At 69.2% G+C, this 19,656-nt stretch carries 21 protein-coding genes; 9 read left to right on the forward strand and 12 right to left on the reverse strand.

The window, feature by feature from the left end; translation table 11 throughout:
• Nucleotides 1–58: 58 nt before the first annotated feature.
• The 3 genes from queA (at nucleotide 59) to sigJ (ending at nucleotide 2,887) form a co-directional block, all read left to right on the forward strand.
• The gene (queA, locus tag AC3WQY_RS21170) at nucleotides 59–1,105 is read left to right on the forward strand and encodes a tRNA preQ1(34) S-adenosylmethionine ribosyltransferase-isomerase QueA (protein ID WP_492710530.1); all 1,047 of its coding nucleotides are present in this window, start codon (nucleotides 59–61) and stop codon (nucleotides 1,103–1,105) included.
• Nucleotides 1,106–1,216: 111 nt separating this feature from the next.
• Nucleotides 1,217–1,696 carry a carboxymuconolactone decarboxylase family protein gene (locus tag AC3WQY_RS21175; protein ID WP_492710531.1) on the forward strand — a complete coding sequence of 160 codons (480 nt, stop codon included), beginning with the start codon at nucleotides 1,217–1,219 and terminating at the stop codon, nucleotides 1,694–1,696.
• Nucleotides 1,697–1,942: 246 nt separating this feature from the next.
• On the forward strand, nucleotides 1,943–2,887 hold the full coding sequence (gene sigJ / locus AC3WQY_RS21180; RefSeq protein ID WP_492710532.1) for an RNA polymerase sigma factor SigJ: 945 nt from the start codon (nucleotides 1,943–1,945) through the stop codon (nucleotides 2,885–2,887).
• Here sigJ and AC3WQY_RS21185 read toward each other — a convergent pair.
• Nucleotides 2,838–3,431 (reverse strand): IMPACT family protein, encoded by a 594-nt coding sequence (locus tag AC3WQY_RS21185; RefSeq protein ID WP_492710534.1) that lies wholly within the window; start codon nucleotides 3,429–3,431, stop codon nucleotides 2,838–2,840. The two genes, sigJ and AC3WQY_RS21185, sit on opposite strands and share 50 nt — an antisense overlap.
• A 36-nt stretch (nucleotides 3,432–3,467) precedes the next feature.
• On the opposite strand from AC3WQY_RS21185, the gene tgt reads away from it, so the two are divergent.
• Together tgt and AC3WQY_RS21195 are read left to right on the forward strand one after the other, a co-directional pair.
• Nucleotides 3,468–4,595 (forward strand): tRNA guanosine(34) transglycosylase Tgt, encoded by a 1,128-nt coding sequence (tgt, locus tag AC3WQY_RS21190; RefSeq protein ID WP_492710536.1) that lies wholly within the window; start codon nucleotides 3,468–3,470, stop codon nucleotides 4,593–4,595.
• Nucleotides 4,596–4,648: 53 nt separating this feature from the next.
• On the forward strand, nucleotides 4,649–5,161 hold the full coding sequence (locus AC3WQY_RS21195; protein WP_492710537.1) for a hypothetical protein: 513 nt from the start codon (nucleotides 4,649–4,651) through the stop codon (nucleotides 5,159–5,161).
• A 20-nt stretch (nucleotides 5,162–5,181) separates the two neighbouring features.
• Here AC3WQY_RS21195 and AC3WQY_RS21200 read toward each other — a convergent pair whose 3' ends face one another.
• Genes AC3WQY_RS21200 through AC3WQY_RS21220 form a run of 5 tightly spaced genes read right to left on the reverse strand, consistent with a single transcriptional unit; the run spans nucleotide 5,182 to nucleotide 10,073 of the window.
• The gene (locus AC3WQY_RS21200; protein ID WP_492710539.1) at nucleotides 5,182–7,077 is read right to left on the reverse strand and encodes an MFS transporter; all 1,896 of its coding nucleotides are present in this window, start codon (nucleotides 7,075–7,077) and stop codon (nucleotides 5,182–5,184) included.
• Nucleotides 7,078–7,087: 10 nt separating this feature from the next.
• Entirely contained in the window at nucleotides 7,088–7,882 is a 795-nt protein-coding gene (locus AC3WQY_RS21205) for a DUF2145 domain-containing protein (RefSeq protein WP_492710541.1), read from the reverse strand.
• Entirely contained in the window at nucleotides 7,879–8,289 is a 411-nt protein-coding gene (locus tag AC3WQY_RS21210; protein ID WP_492710542.1) for a hypothetical protein, read from the reverse strand. The genes AC3WQY_RS21205 and AC3WQY_RS21210 overlap by 4 nt, the downstream gene beginning before the upstream one ends.
• 13 nt (nucleotides 8,290–8,302) lie before the next feature.
• On the reverse strand, nucleotides 8,303–8,770 hold the full coding sequence (locus AC3WQY_RS21215) for a YiaA/YiaB family inner membrane protein (protein WP_492710543.1): 468 nt from the start codon (nucleotides 8,768–8,770) through the stop codon (nucleotides 8,303–8,305).
• 34 nt (nucleotides 8,771–8,804) lie between these two features.
• The gene (locus AC3WQY_RS21220) at nucleotides 8,805–10,073 is read right to left on the reverse strand and encodes an amidohydrolase family protein (protein ID WP_492710545.1); all 1,269 of its coding nucleotides are present in this window, start codon (nucleotides 10,071–10,073) and stop codon (nucleotides 8,805–8,807) included.
• Between the two features lie 99 nt (nucleotides 10,074–10,172).
• Here AC3WQY_RS21220 and AC3WQY_RS21225 point away from each other — a divergent pair, with 99 nt between their 5' ends.
• Nucleotides 10,173–10,967 (forward strand): helix-turn-helix domain-containing protein, encoded by a 795-nt coding sequence (locus AC3WQY_RS21225; protein ID WP_492710547.1) that lies wholly within the window; start codon nucleotides 10,173–10,175, stop codon nucleotides 10,965–10,967.
• On the opposite strand, the gene AC3WQY_RS21230 is transcribed toward AC3WQY_RS21225, so the two are convergent.
• The 3 genes from AC3WQY_RS21230 to AC3WQY_RS21240 are packed head-to-tail and all read right to left on the reverse strand — an operon-like array spanning nucleotide 10,909 to nucleotide 13,647.
• On the reverse strand, nucleotides 10,909–11,577 hold the full coding sequence (locus AC3WQY_RS21230; protein ID WP_492710548.1) for a CAAX prenyl protease-related protein: 669 nt from the start codon (nucleotides 11,575–11,577) through the stop codon (nucleotides 10,909–10,911). The genes AC3WQY_RS21225 and AC3WQY_RS21230 overlap by 59 nt on opposite strands.
• 4 nt (nucleotides 11,578–11,581) lie before the next feature.
• Nucleotides 11,582–12,757, reverse strand: coding sequence for a CaiB/BaiF CoA transferase family protein (locus tag AC3WQY_RS21235; RefSeq protein WP_285234641.1), 1,176 nt, complete (start codon nucleotides 12,755–12,757; stop codon nucleotides 11,582–11,584).
• Nucleotides 12,754–13,647, reverse strand: a complete 894-nt coding sequence (locus tag AC3WQY_RS21240; protein ID WP_492710551.1) for a LysR family transcriptional regulator — start codon at nucleotides 13,645–13,647, stop codon at nucleotides 12,754–12,756. The genes AC3WQY_RS21235 and AC3WQY_RS21240 overlap by 4 nt, the downstream gene beginning before the upstream one ends.
• A gap of 123 nt (nucleotides 13,648–13,770) precedes the next feature.
• Here AC3WQY_RS21240 and AC3WQY_RS21245 point away from each other — a divergent pair, with 123 nt between their 5' ends.
• On the forward strand, nucleotides 13,771–14,412 hold the full coding sequence (locus tag AC3WQY_RS21245; RefSeq protein ID WP_492710553.1) for an NAD(P)-dependent oxidoreductase: 642 nt from the start codon (nucleotides 13,771–13,773) through the stop codon (nucleotides 14,410–14,412).
• Here the strand turns inward: AC3WQY_RS21245 and AC3WQY_RS21250 are convergent, their stop codons facing one another.
• Both AC3WQY_RS21250 and AC3WQY_RS21255 read right to left on the reverse strand, forming a co-directional pair.
• On the reverse strand, nucleotides 14,413–15,267 hold the full coding sequence (locus AC3WQY_RS21250; protein WP_492710555.1) for a 23S rRNA (adenine(2030)-N(6))-methyltransferase RlmJ: 855 nt from the start codon (nucleotides 15,265–15,267) through the stop codon (nucleotides 14,413–14,415).
• A gap of 17 nt (nucleotides 15,268–15,284) precedes the next feature.
• Complete coding sequence (locus AC3WQY_RS21255; protein ID WP_492710557.1) at nucleotides 15,285–16,487, reverse strand: right-handed parallel beta-helix repeat-containing protein; 1,203 nt, start codon at nucleotides 16,485–16,487, stop codon at nucleotides 15,285–15,287.
• A gap of 128 nt (nucleotides 16,488–16,615) precedes the next feature.
• Here AC3WQY_RS21255 and AC3WQY_RS21260 point away from each other — a divergent pair, with 128 nt between their 5' ends.
• Nucleotides 16,616–17,692, forward strand: coding sequence for an alkene reductase (locus AC3WQY_RS21260; protein WP_492710559.1), 1,077 nt, complete (start codon nucleotides 16,616–16,618; stop codon nucleotides 17,690–17,692).
• 47 nt (nucleotides 17,693–17,739) lie between these two features.
• The gene (locus AC3WQY_RS21265; RefSeq protein WP_492710561.1) at nucleotides 17,740–19,074 is read left to right on the forward strand and encodes an aminopeptidase P N-terminal domain-containing protein; all 1,335 of its coding nucleotides are present in this window, start codon (nucleotides 17,740–17,742) and stop codon (nucleotides 19,072–19,074) included.
• Here AC3WQY_RS21265 and AC3WQY_RS21270 read toward each other — a convergent pair.
• A partial coding sequence (locus AC3WQY_RS21270) for an MOSC domain-containing protein (protein WP_492710562.1) occupies nucleotides 19,071–19,656 on the reverse strand: 586 nt, incomplete at its 5' end. The genes AC3WQY_RS21265 and AC3WQY_RS21270 overlap by 4 nt on opposite strands.

Below are 19,656 nucleotides of genomic sequence, written 5' to 3' on the forward strand. Positions count from 1 at the left end.
GCGGGCATGGGACAATCGCTGCCCCTGCTTGGCACGGGTCCGTCCGGCCCTCAACACCATGTCCCGTCCCCCCTTCAACGTGAGCGACTTCGACTTCGCGCTCCCGCCCGAACTGATTGCCCAGCACCCCGCCCCCGAGCGCAGCGCCTCGCGTCTGCTCGACGGGCGTGCGGATCACCCGGTGGACCGGGTGTTCCGTGAACTGCCCGGCCTGCTGAATCCCGGCGACCTGCTGGTGTTCAACAACACCAAGGTCATCAAGGCGCGGCTCTATGGCGCCAAGCAGACCGGTGGCTCGGTCGAGGCGCTGATCGAGCGCGTGCTGCCCGGCACCCTCGAAGTCTGGGCCCATCTGCGCGCCAGCAAGAGCCCCAAGCCCGGCAGTGTCGTGCGCTTCAACGAGGCCTTCGATGCCGAGGTGCTGGGCCGCTGTGGGCCGGACGGCGGCATGTTCCACCTGCGCTTCCCCAGCGACCCCTTTGCCCTGCTGGAGCAGCATGGCCATGTGCCGCTGCCGCCCTATATCGAGCATGCCGACGAGGCCGACGATGTGCGGCGCTACCAGACCGTGTTCGCGCGCGAGCCCGGCGCGGTGGCGGCGCCCACCGCGGCCCTGCATTTCGACGAAGGCGTGCTGGCCGCCTTGGCCGAGCGCGGCATCGGCACGGCCCATGTGACCCTGCATGTGGGCGCCGGCACCTTCCAGCCGGTGCGCGTGGAGCGCCTGAGCGATCACAAGATGCACAGCGAGTGGTTCGAGGTGCCGGCCGAGACGGTGGCGGCGATCGCCGCCACGCGGGCGCGCGGCGGCAAGGTGGTGGCCGTGGGCACGACCACGCTGCGTGCGCTCGAGTCCGCCGCCCAGGGCGGCACGCTGCAGGCCGGCGCGCGCGAGACCGCCATCTTCATTACCCCGGGCTTCGAGTTCCGCGTGGTCGATCGCCTGCTCACCAACTTCCACCTGCCCAAGAGCACGCTGATGATGCTGGTGAGCGCCTTTGCCGGCTACGAGCAGGTGATGGCGCTGTACCGCCACGCGATCGCGCAGGGCTACCGCTTCTTCAGCTACGGGGACGCGATGCTGCTGGAGCGCATGGTGCCCTGAGGCGTGGCCCGATGTCACAAGCCTGCCGGCTGTGTCGTCTTGTGAGGTAGGAGGGAGCCAATCATCCCCCCGTCAACCCTTCCATCACGATCTCCACGCGAGCCAGACATCATGAGCCCACGCCTCAACCACACGCAGCAATCCCCCACCCTGTTCAAGAAGTTCCTGGACTTCAGCCTTGCCATCCAGGACAGCAGCCTCGACCCGGTGCTGTCCCATCTCGTCGACATCCGCGCCTCGCAGCTGAACGGTTGCGCCTTCTGCCTCGACATGCATGTCAAGGAGGCCAAGCTGCACGGCGAGCGCGAGCTGCGCCTGCACCATCTGGCGATCTGGCGCGAGTCGGCCCTGTTCAGCGCCCGCGAGCGCGCCGCCCTGGCCTGGACCGAGGCGCTCACCCGCCTGGCGCCCGAGGGCGTGCCCGACGAGCTCTATGCGCTGGCACGCGCGCAGTTCTCCGAGCCTGAGCTGGCCGACCTCACCTACCGGGTGATGGCCATCAATGGCTGGAACCGCGCCAGCATCGCCTTCCGCACCGCGCCGGGCGCCTACGATGCGGCCTATGGCCTGGACAAGGCTGGATTGAATTGAACCACCCCCTACCGGCTTCGCCGGCCCCCTCAAGGGGGCGCGCCCGCAGGCCCGGCGAAGCCGGATCCTCGGGCGCAGCCGGATCAGGTCGGGGGTGTAGCCAAGCACCATGAAGAACGTCGATGAACGCAGAGCGGGGAGCCACGGAATGAACGTCACCACCCTCCATCAAGCCGCCTGCAGGGCCCAGGGCCTAGGGCCTGGCCCCGCCCACGCGCGCATCCTGATCGGGCTGGAGCAGGCTTGATGGACGAGGGCCTGGACCTGAGCCCGGCGGCACGCGCGCTGCGCTTTGACCGCACGCACGCGCGCAGCCTGCGCGCGCTGGCCTACCGCATGCTGGGCTCGCGCGCCGAGGCCGAGGACATCGTGCAAGAAGCCTGGCTGCGCTGGGCCGAGGTCGATGAGGGTCAGGTCTTGCATGCGGGTGCCTTTCTCTCGCGCCTGGTCACCAATCTCTGCCTGGACAAGCTGCAGTCCGCCAGCAGGCGGCGCGAGCTCTATGTGGGCACCTGGCTGCCCGAGCCGCTGGTGGACGAGGTCGAGGCCTGGTCGCCCGGGCCGGAGGCGCGCAGCGAATGGGCCCAGGATGTCTCGATGGCCTTCATGCTGGCGCTGGAGCGGCTCACGCCGCTGGAGCGCGCCGCCTTCCTGCTGCACGATGTGTTCGAGCTGGATTTCGACGAGCTGGCCACGCGCCTGCAGCGCAGCCCCGCCGCCTGCCGCCAGCTGGCCAGCCGCGCGCGCGCCCATGTGAAGGCCGGCTATGCGCGCGTGGAGGTGCAGGAGGAGGAGCGGCAGCGCCTGCTGGCCGCCTTTGCCGGGGCCCTCATGCGCGGCGACGTGGAGGCGCTGGCCCAGGTGCTGGCCGACGACGCGGTGCTGCTCACCGATGGCGGTGGCATCGTGAACGCGGTGCCGCGGCCGCTGCACGGCGGCGCACGCATCGCCAAGGCCCTGGTGGGCTTTGGCAAGCATCTGGACCTGAGCCAGTTCCGCGTGCGCCTGGCGCAGATCAATGGCCTGGCGGGTTATCTGGTGTTCCAGGCCGACGGCACGCCGGTGCAGGCGGTGGCGCTGGCGCCGGCGGCCCAGCCCGGGCGCCTGGGCGCGGTCTACATCGTGCGCAACCCCGAGAAACTTAGGGCTCTGTCCGCAACCAGCCCACCCGACCCTGACCGCTCTCGTTGAGCCGGGCCACGAAGCCGGCCGCGGCCGGCTCGGCCAGGGCCAGGTGGAACTCCACCTGGGCGCCATGCTGGACCTCCAGCAGCTGCGCCTGGGCCAGCTCGATCTCGCGGCGCAGCAGCCCCTCCAGCGCATAGGGCACGGTGCAGCGCAGCTGGGCGAGGCGCAGCAGCGGCACCTTCTCCGCCTTCAAGAGGGCCTGGGCCACCGCATCGGTATAGGCGCGCACCAGGCCGCCGGCCCCCAGCTTGCTGCCGCCCCAGTAGCGCACCACGGTGGCCAGCACGCCCTCCAGATCCTGGTGGCGCAGCACCTCCAGCATGGGCCGGCCGGCGGTGCCGCCGGGTTCGCCGTCGTCGTTGGCGGCCGATTGCCCGCCCGCCATCAGGGCCCAGCAGACGTGAACAGCACTGACGTGCTGTTCACGAAGTTCCTGGACCCGGCGCAGCGCGGCCGCCCGATCCGCGCAGGCCTCCACGCAGCCGATAAAGCGGCTCTTCTTGATCACGACTTCGCTGTGGACGGGGGCGGCAAGGCTGAAGGGCATGGTGGCGCGATTGTCCCCTGCGACAATCGCCCCATCATGCTGAAGTTCGAACTCCTCAAGACCGAGGGCCGCGCACGCCGTGGCACGCTCACCCTCAACCATGGCGTCGTGCAGACGCCCATCTTCATGCCCGTGGGTACCTACGGCACGGTGAAGGGGGTGATGCCGCGCTCGCTGGAGGAGATGGGCGCGCAGATCATCCTGGGCAATACCTTCCACCTCTGGATGCGGCCGGGCCTGGACATCATGAAGCAGTTCGGCGGCCTGCATCAGTTCGAGAGCTGGAACAAGCCCATCCTCACCGACAGCGGCGGCTTCCAGGTCTGGTCGCTCGGCGAGATGCGCAAGATCTCGGAAGAGGGCGTCAAGTTCGCCTCGCCGGTGAATGGCGACAAGCTCTTCCTCACGCCCGAGATCAGCATGCAGATCCAGACGGTGCTGAACTCCGACATCGTGATGCAGTTCGACGAGTGCACGCCCTACGAGACCAAGGGCCACATCACCACCGAGCTGGAAGCGCGCAAGTCGATGGAGATGAGCTTGCGCTGGGCCAAGCGCTGCCAGGACGAGTTCGCGCGCCTGCAGAACCCCAACGCCCTGTTCGGCATCGTGCAGGGCGGCATGTTCGAAAAGCTGCGCGATGAATCGCTGGCCGGCCTGGCCGCGCTGGACCTGCCGGGCTACGCCATCGGCGGCCTCAGCGTGGGCGAGCCCAAGGACGATATGCAGCGCGTGCTGGCCCATATCGGCCAGCAGCTCCCCAGCCACAAGCCGCGCTACTTGATGGGCGTGGGCACGCCGGAGGATCTGGTGGAGGGCGTGAGCCAGGGTATCGACATGTTCGATTGCGTGATGCCCACGCGCAATGCGCGCAACGGCCACCTGTTCACCCGCTTCGGCGATCTGCGCCTGCGCAATGCGCGCTACAAGACCGATGCGCGCCCGGTGGACGAGACCTGCGCCTGCTATACCTGCAAGACCTTCAGCCGCGCCTATCTGCACCACCTGGACCGCTGCGGCGAGATGCTGGGCCCCATGCTCACCAGCATCCACAACCTGCACTACTACCTCAACCTGATGCAAGAGGTGCGCGAGGCGCTGGACGCGGGGACCTTCGAGGCCTTCCGCCTGCAGTTTGCGGCGGACCGCGCGCGCGGACTCTAGGCGTGCCGGCCGTGCCCTTTGGCAGGGCATCCACTTAGGGCCATGATGGCCTCATGCTGAAGAAGCTCATGGCTCCCCTGCGCTGGCTGGCGCGGCTGCTGCTGGCGCTGATCATCCTGTTCGAGGAATGGGGTTGGACGCCCTTGCAGCGCGCCATGGCCTGGCTGGGCCGCCTGCCGCTGCTGCGCCAGCTGGAGGCCGGCATCCGGCGCCTGCCGCCCTATGCGGCGCTGGCCCTGCTGCTGGCGCCGGCCCTGCTGCTCTTGCCCGTCAAGCTGCTGGCGCTGTGGCTGATCGCCCAGGGCCGCGCCCTGCTGGGCCTGGCGGTGATCCTGATCGCCAAGCTGGTGGGCACGGCCGTGCTGGCGCGGATCTTCATGCTGAGCCAGCCGGCGCTGATGCGGCTGGGCTGGTTTGCGCGCCTGTATGCGCGCTGGACGGCCTGGAAGGAAGGCCTGCTGGCCTGGGTGCGCAGCAGCCTGCTGTGGCGCCAGGCGCGCGCGCTGCGCTGCCTGCTGCGGCGGCGCCTGCGCGCGTGGCGGCAGATGTTCTCGCAACAGGCCTGAGCTGGGCCTGAGCTTGGCGTTTAGCTGGCCAGCAGCGCGCTGACCTCGCTGCGCAGGCGCTCCGGGCTGACCTCGGCCGCCGCCAGCGGCGCGCCCGCCACCAGCCCGACGCGGCTGAACAGGCCGCGGCGGAAGGGCTTGACCATGGCCTCGCCACGCTCCACGCGCGAGAAGAAGGAGCCCCAGAGGTTCTGCAGCGCCAGCGGCACGACCGGCACATCCGGGAGGCCCTCGACGATCTTCATCACACCGCCCTTGAAGGGCTGCAAGCTGCCGTCGCGGGTGATGCCGCCCTCGGGGAAGATGCCCAACAACTCGCCATCGGCCAGCACCGCGCGCGCCTGCGCGAAGGCGGCCTCGTAGGTGGCGGGGTCGTCCTTCTGCGGCGCGATCGGGATGCACTTGGCCAGGCGGAACAGCCAGCCCAGCACCGGCGTGGCGAAGATGCGGTGGTCCATGATGAAGCGGATCGGGCGCGGGCTGGCGGCCATCAAGAGCACCGCATCGATGAAGCTGACATGGTTGCAGACCAGCAGGGCCGGGCCGCTGGTGGGGATGTGCTCGTCACCGCGCAGGCGGTAGCGGTACACCAGGCGCGAGAGCATGAAGGCGATGAAGCGCAGCAGGTACTCGGGCACCACCAGGAAGATGTAGGCCGCCACCACCGCATTGGCCAGGCCCACCGCCAGGAAGATCTCGGGGATGGAGAGCCCCGCGCCCAGCAGCGCGCCGGCCAGCACCGAGCTGGCGATCATGAACAGGGCGTTGAGGATGTTGTTGGCGGCAATGATGCGGGCGCGGTGCGTGGGCTGCGCGCGCAGCTGGATCAGCGCATACATGGGCACGCTGTAGAGGCCGGCGAACAGCGCCAGCAGGCACAGGTCGGCGAGCACGCGCCAATGCGCATGCTGGGCCAGGAACTCGCCCAGGCCGAGCTGCTGCGTCACCGGCGGCAGCGCATGCGCGGCGACATAGAGATCGATCGCGAACACGCTCATGCCGATCGCGCCCAGCGGCACCAGGCCGATCTCCACATGGCGCTTGGACAGCACCTCGCACAGCAGCGAGCCGACGCCGATGCCGATCGAGAACACCACCAGCAGCAGCGAGGCCACCTGCTCGTTGCCATGCAGCACCTCCTTGGCAAAGGCCGGGAAGTTGGCCAGGAAGACCGCGCCGAAGAACCACATCCACGAAATGCCCAGCAGCGAGCGGAACACCGCCAGCTGCTCATGCGCCAGCTTGAGATTGCGCCAGGTCTCCGAGACCGGGTTCCAGTTGATCTGCAAGCCGGGGTCGGTGGCGGGGGTGAGCGGAATCGCCTGCGCCGTCAGCCGGCCCAGCAGGGCCACGCCCAGCGCGGCCATCGCCACATGGCTGGCGCCCACCTGCGGCGTGGCGATCAGCAGCCCGCCGGCCACATTGCCCAGCAGGATGGCCACGAAGGTGCCCATCTCCACCATGCCATTGCCGCCGGTGAGTTCGCGCTCGTTCAGCTGCTGCGGCAGGTAGGCGAATTTCACCGGCCCGAACAGGGTGGAGTGCAGGCCCATCAGGAACACGCAGGCCAGCAGCACCGGCACCTTGGCTTGCATGAAGCCCCAGCCGGCCAGCGCCATGATGGCGATCTCGAGGTTCTTGACCCAGCGCATCAGCAGTGTCTTGTCGAGCTTGTCGGCGAGCTGGCCGCTGGTGGCCGAGAACAGCACGAAGGGCAGGATGAAGAGCGCGCCGATCGCCAGCCCCGCCTGGGCCGGCGGCAGCCAGCTCACCTGCAGCTGGTAGGTCACCATCACGGTGAAGGCAAACTTGAACAGGTTGTCGTTGCCGGCGCCGAGGAACTGGGTCCAGAAGAAAGGCGCGAAGCGGCGCTGCGCGAGCAGGGCGAACTGGTTGGGGTGACCTGGTGAGCTCATGGGTGGACTTTCACTGTTCTTTCACTTCTTGCATGGCGCCGCCCAGGCCCGCACGGGGCAGCCAGGCGAAGACGGAATCGACCGTGACGGTTTCGATATGGCCGGCGAAGCGCCGCGCCGAAGGATGATCGTCGAATGTGACATTGGCCATGCCGATGCGCGCACCCAGGCGCGTGGCGGTGGACAGGCGCAGGTCGCTGGGCTGGTAGCCCCGGGCCTTCAGCCAGCCCTGCGCCAGCGCGCGCGAGCGGTTCTGCGCATCGGCCGCCAGCGCCAGGGTTTCCAGCGCCCATTGGTTGCTTTGCTGATAGCCGCCGCCCCAGGGATAGGCCACCATGTTGTAGCGCGGCTCGTGCAGGCGCGGCAGCTGGGCGTTGTCGTGCAGCAGGGGCAACAGGGCCTGCTGCAGCGCCGGCGTGAGCACCACGAAGGCGGCCTCGTAGCGGTACGGCCGGTCCATGAAGAACTCGCCCAGGCCCTGGCGATACAGATCGCTGCGCGCCGTGCCGCACTGGTTGAGCTTGTGCAGCACCCGCCACACCGGCCTTGTTCGATCACCGCCGCTGCCATCGCGGTAGGCGAAGCCCAGGTGCGACCATTGCAGGCCGTATTTGCCGAGGTCCTGCCCGGCGCGCGCCAGCAGCACCACCTCGGCGCCGCTGGCATCGAGTTGGCGCGCGGTGGTCAGGGCCAGGCCCATGCCGCGCTCGACCTGCTCGGGCCTGAGCGGCTTGTCCTCGCAGGGCCGGCCGGCCTGGGCGGCGCCCGCGGCCAGCAGCACCAGCAGCATCGGCCAGCGTCTCATCGCGTCAGCTTCTCGTTGTAGAGCAGCGAGGCCCCGATCTCGTTCGGGATGAAGGCGATGGCCTCGCCGGCGGCCGAGAGCAGGGTGCCGGTGCTGATGACCGCCACCGTCACCACCGTGCCCACCGCCAGCGCCGTGCCGGCCAGCGCCTGGCTGGCAAAGCGCACGCTCAGGCGCGCGCCATCGGAGGCGCGCTGCAGCACCCAGACGGTACCGCTGGCGCTGGCCTCCACCGCCACCACCGTCAGCATCGCGCCGGCCGACAGCAGCAGCGCCGGCGCCGCCACCGAGACCGCCACCGGCAGCATCGAGAGCGCGCTCGCCTCGGAGGCGGTGGTGGATTGCGCCCGGGCCTGGCCCAGCAGGGCGAGGCACAGCAGGCTGGCTTGCAGCAGATGTTTCGTCATGGCGTTTCGGTCCTCAAGCGGCGTCGGGCAATTCGCGGCTGGCTTCGCGGCGGCCCTGCTGGCGCGCCTCTTGCAGGTCGGCCTCATGGGCATCGCGCAACATCTTGGCGAGGGTGAACACATTCGAGATCAGGTAAAGCCAGCACACCAGCAGATAGGCCTTCCAGACCGGTTGTATCTCCATGCGCCAGAGGCCCCAGCCGGTCAGCGACATGGCCAGGACGAAACCGCCCCAGACCACCAGCTGCCACATCGGCGTGTCGACCACGCGCTCCTGGTTGTCGCGCACGAACTTGGCGAGCGCAAAGGCGGTGGAGAGGCAGAACACATAACCCATCACCATGAAGGCACGGTCGAGGTCGTTGCCGGGCAGCCAGGCCAGGCCGATGGCGCAGAGCGACAAGCTGATGCCGAAGGAGATCCAGACCTGATAACGCCAGGCATTGGTGTCGCGGCGGACCTTGTTGAACTGTTGGTGCATGGCTTTCATCCTCCCTTTGTTTTGAATGGCGCGATCATCGGGCCATTGGGAGCGCCCGGCCTCGGTAATTGTTCTCGGTCCCGACGGCCTCGAAATGCCGCCGCGTGGCAAACACCGCGGGCAGCAAGCCCTGACCCCGCCACTGCACGCAGCGTTTGAGCGCCAGGTCGAACAGCAAAGGGTTGTGGGCGCGCAATGTCTCCAGCGCCTCGGCGTCGTCGGCCTGCAGCAGCCCGGCGCGCACCAGGTTGCCCAGCCGGTACAGCGGCCCGACGCCGGGCAGCGGATAGTCGGAGCCGTGCAGCAGACGCGCGTGCCAGTCCTGCCGCAGCAGGATCTGTTGCCAGACCTCGGGTCGGCGGTTGAACTGGAACAGCGCCGACACATCGCCCAACAGCAGGCCCTGCCAGGCCGGCTCGTCCAGCAGGCGTGCGAACAGCTCGAAGGCTGGCACCAGGCGCGGCCTGGCCAGATCCAGGTCCAGCGCCTGGCCCAGCGAGGCGCAATGCGCGACGATCACGCGCACGCCGGCGGCCAGGGGCGCGCGCACCAGCAGCGGGTTGCCCAGGTCCTCGCGCCCCGCGCCCGGCACGGCCTTCTCCTCGCCGCAATGCACGATCAGGGGCAGGCGCGCGGCGGCCAGGCGGGCGTAGAAGGGCACCAGGCGGGCGTCGCGCAGATCGATGTTCATGCTGCTGGGCAGCCATTTCAGCGCCACGGCGCCGGCCGCGATCGCGCCCTCCAGCTGCGCCAGCGCATCGGGCCGGTAGGGGTGGATGGAGGCCACCCAGGCAAAGCGCTCGGGCAGGGCCTGGGCGACCTCGGCAGCGTAGCGGTTGGGCACATGGAAGGTGGTCCATGCCGGGCGCGCCTGGCCCTGCGCGTCGATGGCTTCGTCGAAGGCATAGAGCAGCCAGCGTGCGCCGGCCGGGAAGCCCTGGGTGAGCTGCTGCAGGCGTTGCACATAGGCGCGGTCCACGCTGGGGGCATCGGACGGCACGCAAGCGCCGTTCATGATGACGCGGCGGCGCAGGCTCTCCACCGGGTGCCACCACTGCGTCATCTGCGCGTTGATGCGGCAGCCCGAGCCTGCATCGCCGGTGCCGAGCAGATGCGTGTGCACGTCCCACAGCTGGTCGGGGGCCAGGTCTTGCCAGCAGCGCTGCAGCAGGGCGCGCGCGTCGGGGCCGGGCGCACCGTGGCAGGGGTTGGCGAGCATGGCCCGGGCCGGTGGGCTGGTGAGCGCGCTGAACAGCCCGGCCGCCGCCGCGGCGCCACAACAGAGCAGGTGTCGTCTTTGCATGGGGCGGATGCTGTTCCTGGCGCGGTGCGATGTCTGCGTCGGCCTGCGCCGGTGTCGCGGGCCGCGCCCGGCGGTAGCAAGATGCGCTACCGTGCCGGCATGAGTACCTCTTCCGCCCTCGTCGATCTCATCAAGGCCGAACTCAAGCAGGCGGGCATCAGCTATGCCGCGCTGGCCGTGGAGCTGAAGCTGTCGGAGTCCAGCGTCAAGCGCATGTTCGCGGCCGGCGGCGAGATGCCGCTGTCGCGCGTGGATGAGGTCTGCCGCGTGCTGAAGACCGACTTTGCCGAACTCGCGGCCCGCCTGGCGCAGCGCCAGCCGCAGCGCCGCGAGCTCACGCTGGCGCAGGAGCGCGCGGTGGTGGCCGATGCCAAGCTGCTGCTGACGGCGATCTGCTGCCTGAGCCAGTGGAGCGCCGAGCAGATCCTGGCCAGCTACCGCGTCAGCGAGGCCGAGCTGACGCGCTACCTGGCCCAGCTGGACCGCCTGGGCATCATCGAGCTCAAGCCCCTGAACCGCTACAAGCTGCAGGTGGCCAAGACCTTCCGCTGGCGCCCGCAAGGGCCGGTGATGAACTTCTTCCGCGAGCAGGTGATGGGGGATTTCTTCTCAGGCGGCTTCGACGGCGAGGCCGAGCTGCTGATGCTGGTGCATGGCCAGCTGGGCCATGGCGCGGCGCGCGAATTGAAGGAGCGGCTGCAGCGCGTGGCCGAGGACTTCGCGCGTCAGCATCTGCTGGATCAGCGGCTGCCCGAGGCCGAGAAGCGCGCCTACAGCCTGGTGATGGGCATGCGTGCGTGGCTGTTCGAGCATTTCCGCCATCTGCAGCGCGCGCCTACCAGAACTGCCACTGCCGCGTCTGCACCACCCAGATTCCCAGTGCGCCGTTCGTGACCGCATGCGCCAGCACCGCGCACCAGAGCTTGCCGGTGCGGATGTAGAGCAGGGCATAGGCGAGGCCGGCGATGATGGCGGCCAGCCAGAGGGTGTGGGCCAGCATGAAGACGAAGGTGGAGAGGGCGATGGCCTTGAGCCCGACGCGCTGCGGCGCCACCGCCTCGAACTGCGGGCTTTCCAGCCAGCGCATCAGCCAGCTGCGCCAGAACAGCTCTTCCATCACCGGCACCAGCAGGGCCGCGCCCAGCCAGCGCACCAGCACCAGGGGCCAGATCAGCGCACCGCCGGCGTCCACCGGGAAGAAGCTGGCGGTGGGGCTGGTGAGCTGCATCCAGGGCGCGTCCAGCTCGATCCAGAGCGCAAACACCACCAGGCCGATGGCGGCGCTGAAGCCGGCCTCGCGCGCCGTGGGCAGGTTCTGGCGGTAGAGCTCGCCGTACTCGCGCCAGTACCAGGCCAGCAGGCCGCCGACGATGAGCAGGTTGAGGCTGTAGATCCAGCGCGCATCGAGGCCGGGCAGCTCGGGCAACATGCCCCGCAGGCCCAGCAGGGCCATGAAGGCGGCGAAGGGCAGGATGCGGGCGAGGGCGGCAGGGCTGGGAGGCATGGGATTAGCGCAGCGGGTCGCGCAGTTGCGCATTGTGCTCACCCAGGGCGGGCGCCAGGCTGCGTATCGACCCGGGGGTGTCGCTGAGCTTGGGGCAGATGCCGGGCACGTCCAGGCGCAGGCCGCCGGCGGTGGTGATGGTTTCGATCATGCGGCGCGCGCGGTAGTGCGGGTCTTCGGCAATGTCCCTGGCCGTGTAGATGCGGCCCACCGGCACGCGCGCGGCCTGCAGCAGCGCCACCACCTCGGCCACCGGGCGCTGCACGGTCCAGGCGGTGATGGCGGCGTCGAGCTCGTCGACGCGCGCGGCGCGGCCGGCGTTGCCGGCGAGGGTCGGGTCTTGCCCCAGGTCCTCCCGGCCGATCGCCGTCATCAGGCGCTTGTAGATCGAATCGCCGTTGCCGCCGATCACCACCTGGCCGTCGGCGCAGCGGTAGGCGTTGCTGGGCGCGATGCCCGGCAGGGCCGAGCCGGCGGGCTGGCGCACCGCACCGAAGGCGCTGTACTCGGGCAGCAGCGACTCCATGCAGTTGAACACCGCTTCGTAGAGCGCCACGTCGATCTCCTGGCCGCGGCCGGTGCTGGCGCGCGCCTGCAGCGCCAGCAGCACGCCGATCACGCCGTGCAGGGCCGCCAGCGTGTCGCCCAGGCTGACGCCGGCGCGCACCGGGGGCCGGCCGGGTTCGCCCATCAGATGGCGCAGGCCGCCCATGGCCTCTGCCACCACGGCAAAGCCGGGCAGGTCGCGGTAGGGGCCGGTCTGGCCATAGCCGCTGATGCGCAGCATGATCAGGCGCGGGTTGGCGGCGCTCAGGCCTGCGTAGTCCAGCCCCCATTCCTCCATCAGGCCGGGGCGGAAGTTCTCGATCAGCACATCGGCCTCGGCGGCCAGGCGGCGCGCGATGGCGCGGTCGGCCGGCTCGCGCAGATCCAGGGTGATGCTCTGCTTGTTGCGGCTCTGCACCTGCCACCAGACGCTTTCACCCTCGTGCAGCATGCGCCACTGGCGCAGCGGGTCGCCCCCGGGTGAGTCAGAGCTCGCGGGTGGCTCCACCTTGATGACCTCGGCGCCGAAATCGCCCAGGGTCTTGCCGGCAAAGGGGCCGGCGATGAGCTGGCCGAGTTCGAGGACCTTCAGGCCGGTGAGGGGGCCGTTCTTGAGTGCGTCGTGCTGGTTCATGCGGAGGCGAGATGTTGTTGCAGGGCCTGGATCGCGTAGCGCACCTTGGCGGGCTGGGCATCGCGTTGCGGGGTGAGGGCGTAGATGGGCAGGGGCGGCAGCTGCAAGCCGGGCATGAGAGGCAGCAGGCGGCCCGCCAGGCTGGCCTCGCGCACATCGTCATGGCCCAGCATGGCCAGGCCCAGGCCGGCTTCGCAGAGCTGCTGCAGGCTGAGCTGGTTGTTGCTACTGGCGCGCGGGCTGATGCGCAGGGTCTGCGGCGCTTCCTGGCCCTGCTGCAGATGGAGGGTGTGGACGCTGTCGGTGCCGGGGCGCAGGGCCAGCCAGTCGTGCCGGGTGAGGTCGGAAACATTGGCCGGCACACCCTGGCGGGCCAGATAGGCCGGGGCGGCAAAGAGGGACAGGGCCTGTGCGCCGATGCGCTGCGCCACCCAGCTGCTGTCGGGCAGGCGGCCGAAGCGGATGGCGAGGTCGATGCGCTGGGCCACCAGGTCGGTGAAGCCATCCTCCACCTCCAGATGCAGGCTGAGGCCGGTGTGGGCGGCCAGCAGCGGCGCCAGGGCCGGCCCGAGCTGGCGCGCAAAACCCACCGGGCAGGCGATGCGCAGCTCGCCCTCGGGGGCATCGCGCAGCTGCAGCAGCTGGGCCTGTGCCCCCTGGGCGGCCGCCAGCATGGCGGCGCAGCCCGCGTGGAAGCGCGCCCCCGCGGGCGTGAGGCTGAGTTTGCGGGTGGAGCGGTGCAAGAGCGTCACACCCATGTCGCGCTCGAGCGCGCGCACCTGCTGGCTCACCGCCGAGGTGGTGGTCTTGAGGCGCTTGGCGGCGGCCACAAAGCTGCCCTGGTCCACCACCGTGGCCAGCACCGCCATGCGCTTGAGTTGGTCGAGCATGTAGATGATCTAAACAATGGATGGTGATTTTGAGGACTTATGCGGTGATTGTGAAGTCCGTAAAGTTCAGGCATCGCAACAAGCGCCCACCGGCCCACCGGCCAGGGCAGACACAGGACTCTTATGAAGATCGCTCTGATTGGTGCCACCGGTTTCGTCGGCTCGGTCGTGTTGAAGGAATTGCTCGCCCGAGGACACCAGGTGGTGGCCTTGTTGCGCGAGCCATCCAAATGGGCGCCGCAGGCCGGCGTGGAGGCACGCCAGGCCGATGTGCTGCAGCCCGATTCGGTGGCCGCCGCGGTGCGCGGCGTGGACGCGGTGGTGAGCGCCTACAACGCCGGCTGGACCAACCCGAATCTGTACGAAGAATTCTTGCGCGGCTCGGCCGCCATCAACGCCGGGCTCAAGCAGGCCGGCGTGAAGCGCCTGATCGTGGTGGGCGGCGCCGGCAGCCTGTTCGTGGCAGCGGGGGTGCAGCTGGTGGACACGGCGGAGTTCCCCGCGCAGTGGAAGCCCGGCGCGCTGGCGGCGCGCGAGGCGCTGAACCGCATCCGTGCAGAGAATGAACTGGACTGGAGCTTTGTCTCGCCGCCGGCGCATCTGGAGCCGGGCGAGCGCCGCGGCAGCTACCGCCTGGGCCGGGACGAGTTGCTGGCCGACGCCGAGGGCCATTCGCACATCTCGGTCGCCGACCTGGCGCTGGCCATCGTCGACGAGCTGGAGGCGCCCAAGCACCTGCAGCAGCGCTTCACGCTGGCCTATTGATCAAACCGCGCGCTGCTCCAGCACGAAGTTGGCGCCGTCGTACTGGCCCAGCTTCTCCACCAGATAGGGCAGGCAGGCCTGCAGATCGTCGTGCAGGGTGAAGGGCGGGTTGGCGATGAACATGCCGCTGCCCAGCATGCCGAAGCCGCGCTCGTCGGGCTGGTCCACGGTCAGGCGCACATGCAGCCAGCCCTTCTTGGCCGCGGCGTCGGCCGACGCCTTGAGGCGCTGCGCCAGCTGGGTGGATTCCAGCAGCGCCAGCTGCGGATACCAGATCATGAAGACGCAGTCCGGGAAGCGCTGCAAGCCCTCGCGCAGGGCGGCCAGCACCTTGGCGTAATCGGTCTTGATCTCGTAGGGCGGGTCCATCAGCACCACGCCGCGGCGCGAGGGCGGCGGCAGCTCGCCCTTCAGCGAGGCAAAGCCGTCCTTGTCGCTCACCTGGGTGTTGGGCCGGGTGGAGAGATAGGTGTCGAGGATGCGGAAATCGGTGGGGTGGAGCTCGTAGCAGCGCAGCCGGTCCTGCTCGCGCATCAGCAGATTGGCGATGGCGGGCGAGCCGGGGTACTGGCGCAGCTGGCCATCGGTGTTGAACTGGCGCACCAGGTCCACGTAGTTGGCCAGCGGCGCCGGCAGGTCCTTGGCGTCGTAGAGGCGCGCCACGCCGCTGCTGTATTCGCCCTTCTTCTGGGCGTAGCGGCCCTCGATCGAATAGCCGCCGGCACCGGCGTGGGTGTCCACCAGGGTGTAAGGCTTTTCCTTTTCGCCCATGTAGCGCAGCACCTGCGTGAGTACCAGGTGTTTGAGAACGTCGGCATGGTTGCCGGCGTGGAAGGCGTGTCGGTAAGCAAGCATGTGCGGACTGTAGCGCCTCAGCCCTGCTGGAGGGCGCCGGGATCGCGCGCCGGGCCGCTCAGGGCGACGCTGTGGCGGGGATGTTCGTACTGCCGGCGCGGCGTCAGGTCCGGTTCCGCTGTTTCAGGCAAGGGCATGGCCCGCCCACGCAGGGTGGACTCGGGCCGCAGGCGATAGCCGTGATCCGCGGGCTGCCGAAACTCTTCCAGGTCCACCACATGGTTGCCGCGCATCGTCCAGCCATCCCGACTTGGCATGCGTGAATTGCCGGCAAACAGGTTGTTGAACAGCTGCACCGTGGGTGCTTGCAAGGGAGGCCGGCTCGGGCTGACGCGCAAATAGGTGCCGCCGAACCGGCGCTGGTCGATCACCGTGTTGTGGACCAGGTGCAACTCGTTGACGGGCCAGCGATAGCCTTCCACGCCATAGCTGATGATGTGCGCGTTCTCTGTCTGCGCGCCCTGTTGGATGAGGTTGCCCAGCACCACGGCCACGCCGCCGTTGGGAAACTCCAGTTCGTAGCTGGCCGCACCGCCGCTTTCATCGGTGATGCGGTTGTAGAGCACTTCGTTGCGCGCCGCGCGACTCTTCAGCAGCTGGCCGATCTGGGCATGGTGGAAATAGCAGCCTTGCACGCGCAAGGACGCAATCTGGCCGACATAGACGTTGTGGTTCTGGCCGTCGCGGCGGAGGATGTGGCCGAACTCGCAGTTCTGCAGCTCGAGACGGCTGTCGGGCACGTTGTTGGTGAGCACCCCCGTTTCATTGCCGGCGAACACGCAATCCCTGATCAAGAGGCTGCCGCTGTCCATGCGCACACCGGCACCGTTGAGGTCGGGGACCTGGGCATCGTGGAAGTCGAAGCCTTCGATCAAGACCTGCTCACCCGCCACCACAAAGATGCCCTTGCCGCGCACGGCGGCACCAGCCGCGCGTAGGCGTACACGCCCGCCCACGGCGCGCAGCTGCAGCTGGCTTTGCGGCCAGTAGGCGACGTCGGCCAGGTAATCCCCGGCATCCACCTCGACGAGGCAGCCATCACCTGCCAGACGGGCGGCTTCCGCCAGCGATTTCACATCCCGGCCGGGGCCTACGCGCAGAATCTGTCGCGCCTGTGGCGCGCCGTGGCCGGCCGCAGTGGCGGGTCGCACATGCCAGCCGCTGCCAACGGCCAGCAGCTGGCCGAAGAAGGCCCGGCGGTGCGAGTTAGCACAGTTCATGAGCGACTGCAGGGGTGAGCAATGCGGCGCAGTCTAGCGCTCGCCTTCTGCCGACGCCGCCCGCGCTCAGCAGCTGACCTGGATACATTGCCTGTCTGTCCGATTCCTCAGCCCGCCCTGACTCCGCCATGCCCAGCTTGTTCGACCCCATCCAGATCGGCGACCTCGCCCTTGCCAACCGCATCGTCATGGCGCCGCTGACGCGCAGCCGCTCCAAGGGCCTGCTGCCCGGTGAGCTGGCGGTGGAGTACTACCGCCAGCGCGCCAGCGCCGGCCTGATCATCAGCGAGGGCACCCAGGTGGCGCCCGAGGGCCAGGGCTATCTGGACACCCCCGGCATCCACACGCCCGCGCAGATCGCCGCCTGGCGCAAGGTCACCGATGCGGTGCATGCCGCGGGCGGCAAGATCGCCGCCCAGCTCTGGCATGTGGGCCGCATCTCGCATGTGGTGTTCCAGCCAGAGGGCCGCGCGCCGGTCTCGTCCACCGCGCGCCCAGCGCATGGCAAGACCTTCACCGCCGAGGGCTTTGTGCCGATCTCGGCACCGCGCGCGCTCGGGGCCGACGAGGTGCCCGCCATCATCGCGGCCTTTGTGCATGGCGCGCGCTGCGCCATGGAGGCGGGCTTCGATGCGGTGGAGGTGCATGGCGCGAACGGCTATCTGCTCGACCAGTTCATGCGCGACAGCATCAACGACCGCCAGGATGCCTACGGCGGCAGCATCGCGAATCGCGCGCGCCTGACGGTGGAGGTGATGACGGCGATCGTCCAGGCCATCGGTGCCGGCCGCACGGGCCTGCGCCTGAGCCCGGTGACGCCGGTCAACGACGCCGGACAGGACAGCGATCCGCAGGCCTTGTTCAACCATGTGGCCGAGCAGCTGGCGCCGCTGAAGCTTGCCTTCCTGCACATCATCGAGGGCCAGACCGGCGGCGCGCGCGACATCGCCGCCTTCGACTACCGGGCCATGCGCGAGCGTTTCGGCGGCCCCTGGTTGGTCAACAACGGCTACAACCGCGAGATGGCCCTGAAGGCCGTGGCCGAGGGCCAGGCGGACCTGGTGTCCTTTGGCCGCGACTTCATCTCCAACCCGGACCTGGTGCGCCGCCTGCGCCTGAACGCGCCGCTGCAGCCGCTGGACCGCGCCACGCTGTACGGCGGCGACGCCCATGGCTATACCGACTATCCGAGCCTGGCCGCCTGAGTCGATTTCAAGTATGCTTTAGATATATTTATATCGAAAGCCTGCTTGTGAACCAGCTTCAAGCCCTGGCGGCGCGGCGCGCGCGCGTGTTCGCCGCGATCGGCGATGCCGCGCTGCTGCTGCCCAACAGCCATCTGCCGCAACGTGAGGACGATGCCAGCCGCTATCACGGCTGGCGCTATGGCTACGAGGCCTGGCGGCCCGACAGTGATTTCTACTACCTCAGCGGCTTCGAAGAGCCCGAGTCGCTGCTGCTGCTGACCGGTGGCGCCGCGCCGCGCAGCATCCTGTTCTGCCGGCCGCGCGATGCGGCGCTGGAGCAATGGAATGGCCGCCGCCTGGGGCCCGCCGCCGCGGCCGCGGCTCTGGGCCTGGATGAGGCCTACCCGATCGCCGAGCTGGAGCAGCGCCTGCCCGAGCTGCTGAAGGGCCAGCGCAGCCTGCACTATCCCTTCGGCGTGGATGCGGGCCGCGACCAGCGCATCTTTGCCGCGCTCAATACCCTGCGCGGTGCGCGCGCGATCCGCCAGGGCAGTGTCTTCCCCATCACCCTGCACGACCCGCGCGCGCTGCTGCACGAGATGCGCGTGATCAAGGACGAGGCCGAGATCGCCCTCATGCACGAGGCCGCACAGATCTCCGGCGCGGCGATGACGCGCGCGATGCGCTTTGCCCGGCCGGGCCAGTACGAGTACGAGGTGGAGGCCGAGCTCCTGCATGAGTACCGGCGCCGCGGCGCGCGCGGGCCGGCCTACAACCCCATCGTGGCCGGGGGCGCTAATGCCTGCATCCTGCATTACGTCGAGAACAAGATGCGGCTCAACGATGGCGAGCTGCTGCTGATCGATGCCGGCTGCGACTTCCAGGGCTATAACGCCGACATTACGCGGACCCTGCCGATAGGGCGGCGCTTCAGCGGCCTGCAGCGCGAACTCTACGAGATCGTGCTGGGCGCGCTCGATGCGGGCATCGCCACGCTGCGCGTGGGTGAATCGCTGGAGCGCCTGCACCAGACCCATGTGCGCGGCGTCAGCCAGGGCCTGCTGGACCTGGGCCTGCTGCAGGGCAGCCTGGAGGGCGTGCTGGAGAGCAAGGCCTATCTGCGCTTTCTGATGTGCGGCACCGGCCATTACCTGGGCCTGGACACGCACGACGCCGGCCGCTACCACCTGCCCGACGGCGCATGGCGCCCGGCCCAGGCCGGCATGGTGCTGACGGCCGAGCCGGGCATCTACATCAGCCCGGCCGCCGACATCCCCGAGCGCTACTGGCACATCGGCGTGCGCATCGAGGACGATGTGCTGGTCACTGCCGCCGGCCCGGAGCTGCTGACCGGCCAGGTGCCCAGGCGCATCGCCGACATCGAAGCCTTGCGCGATTAGCCCTTCATCCTGGCGCGGAACAGCTCGGGGATGGATAACTCGCGCGGCCCCGGCAGCAGCTCGAAAGTCTCGCCGGCGGCCAGTTCGCCGGGGATCTTCACCGCCAGATAGAAGCCGCACCAGAGGCTTTGCGCCATCAGCTTGGCGGCCTTGTTGAAGCCCATCACGGCGTTGAACTTGAAGCAGGGGAAGCGCGGCTCGCTCACCAGCAGCTCGACGCCGCCGGCAAAGCGCAGGGTGTCGCCGATGAAGGCGTCCTTCTCGAGCAGGCCGCTGAGGGTGAGGTTCTCGCCCAGCGACCCGGGCGGCAAGACCTGGCCCCAGGCCGCCACCTGGGCCTGGGCGCGCACCGTCTGCCAGAACTCGTAATGCTCGCTGGGATAGGCGTAGACGGCCTTGGACAGGCCGCCGTGCACGCTGGGGTCGGCCTGCTCGTCGCCCTCGAGGCCGAGGGTGGCGAGCGCCACGGCGCCGCCGCGCGGCGTCTTGCGGATGCCGGTGAGCACGCTGCGGCCATCGATGTCCATCGCGCTGGCGCGGCCGGTGTTCAGGCTGAGTAGCTTCATGGGCGGGGTTCGGGTG

This window comes from Roseateles sp. FW301-B2, from assembly GCF_058788955.1.

Coding starts and splice junctions, on each gene's coding strand:
- AC3WQY_RS21215 (WP_492710543.1), bottom strand. CDS start 8,770: ATGCACCAACAGTTCAACAAGGTCCGCCGCGACACCAATGCCTGGCGT.
- AC3WQY_RS21250 (WP_492710555.1), bottom strand. CDS start 15,267: ATGCTTGCTTACCGACACGCCTTCCACGCCGGCAACCATGCCGACGTT.
- AC3WQY_RS21230 (WP_492710548.1), bottom strand. CDS start 11,577: ATGCCTCCCAGCCCTGCCGCCCTCGCCCGCATCCTGCCCTTCGCCGCC.
- AC3WQY_RS21205 (WP_492710541.1), bottom strand. CDS start 7,882: ATGAGACGCTGGCCGATGCTGCTGGTGCTGCTGGCCGCGGGCGCCGCC.
- AC3WQY_RS21210 (WP_492710542.1), bottom strand. CDS start 8,289: ATGACGAAACATCTGCTGCAAGCCAGCCTGCTGTGCCTCGCCCTGCTG.
- AC3WQY_RS21195 (WP_492710537.1), top strand. CDS start 4,649: ATGCTGAAGAAGCTCATGGCTCCCCTGCGCTGGCTGGCGCGGCTGCTG.
- AC3WQY_RS21225 (WP_492710547.1), top strand. CDS start 10,173: ATGAGTACCTCTTCCGCCCTCGTCGATCTCATCAAGGCCGAACTCAAG.
- tgt (WP_492710536.1), top strand. CDS start 3,468: ATGCTGAAGTTCGAACTCCTCAAGACCGAGGGCCGCGCACGCCGTGGC.
- AC3WQY_RS21245 (WP_492710553.1), top strand. CDS start 13,771: ATGAAGATCGCTCTGATTGGTGCCACCGGTTTCGTCGGCTCGGTCGTG.
- AC3WQY_RS21255 (WP_492710557.1), bottom strand. CDS start 16,487: ATGAACTGTGCTAACTCGCACCGCCGGGCCTTCTTCGGCCAGCTGCTG.
- AC3WQY_RS21240 (WP_492710551.1), bottom strand. CDS start 13,647: ATGCTCGACCAACTCAAGCGCATGGCGGTGCTGGCCACGGTGGTGGAC.
- AC3WQY_RS21235 (WP_285234641.1), bottom strand. CDS start 12,757: ATGAACCAGCACGACGCACTCAAGAACGGCCCCCTCACCGGCCTGAAG.
- AC3WQY_RS21185 (WP_492710534.1), bottom strand. CDS start 3,431: ATGCCCTTCAGCCTTGCCGCCCCCGTCCACAGCGAAGTCGTGATCAAG.
- AC3WQY_RS21175 (WP_492710531.1), top strand. CDS start 1,217: ATGAGCCCACGCCTCAACCACACGCAGCAATCCCCCACCCTGTTCAAG.
- queA (WP_492710530.1), top strand. CDS start 59: ATGTCCCGTCCCCCCTTCAACGTGAGCGACTTCGACTTCGCGCTCCCG.
- sigJ (WP_492710532.1), top strand. CDS start 1,943: ATGGACGAGGGCCTGGACCTGAGCCCGGCGGCACGCGCGCTGCGCTTT.
- AC3WQY_RS21260 (WP_492710559.1), top strand. CDS start 16,616: ATGCCCAGCTTGTTCGACCCCATCCAGATCGGCGACCTCGCCCTTGCC.
- AC3WQY_RS21220 (WP_492710545.1), bottom strand. CDS start 10,073: ATGCAAAGACGACACCTGCTCTGTTGTGGCGCCGCGGCGGCGGCCGGG.
- AC3WQY_RS21200 (WP_492710539.1), bottom strand. CDS start 7,077: ATGAGCTCACCAGGTCACCCCAACCAGTTCGCCCTGCTCGCGCAGCGC.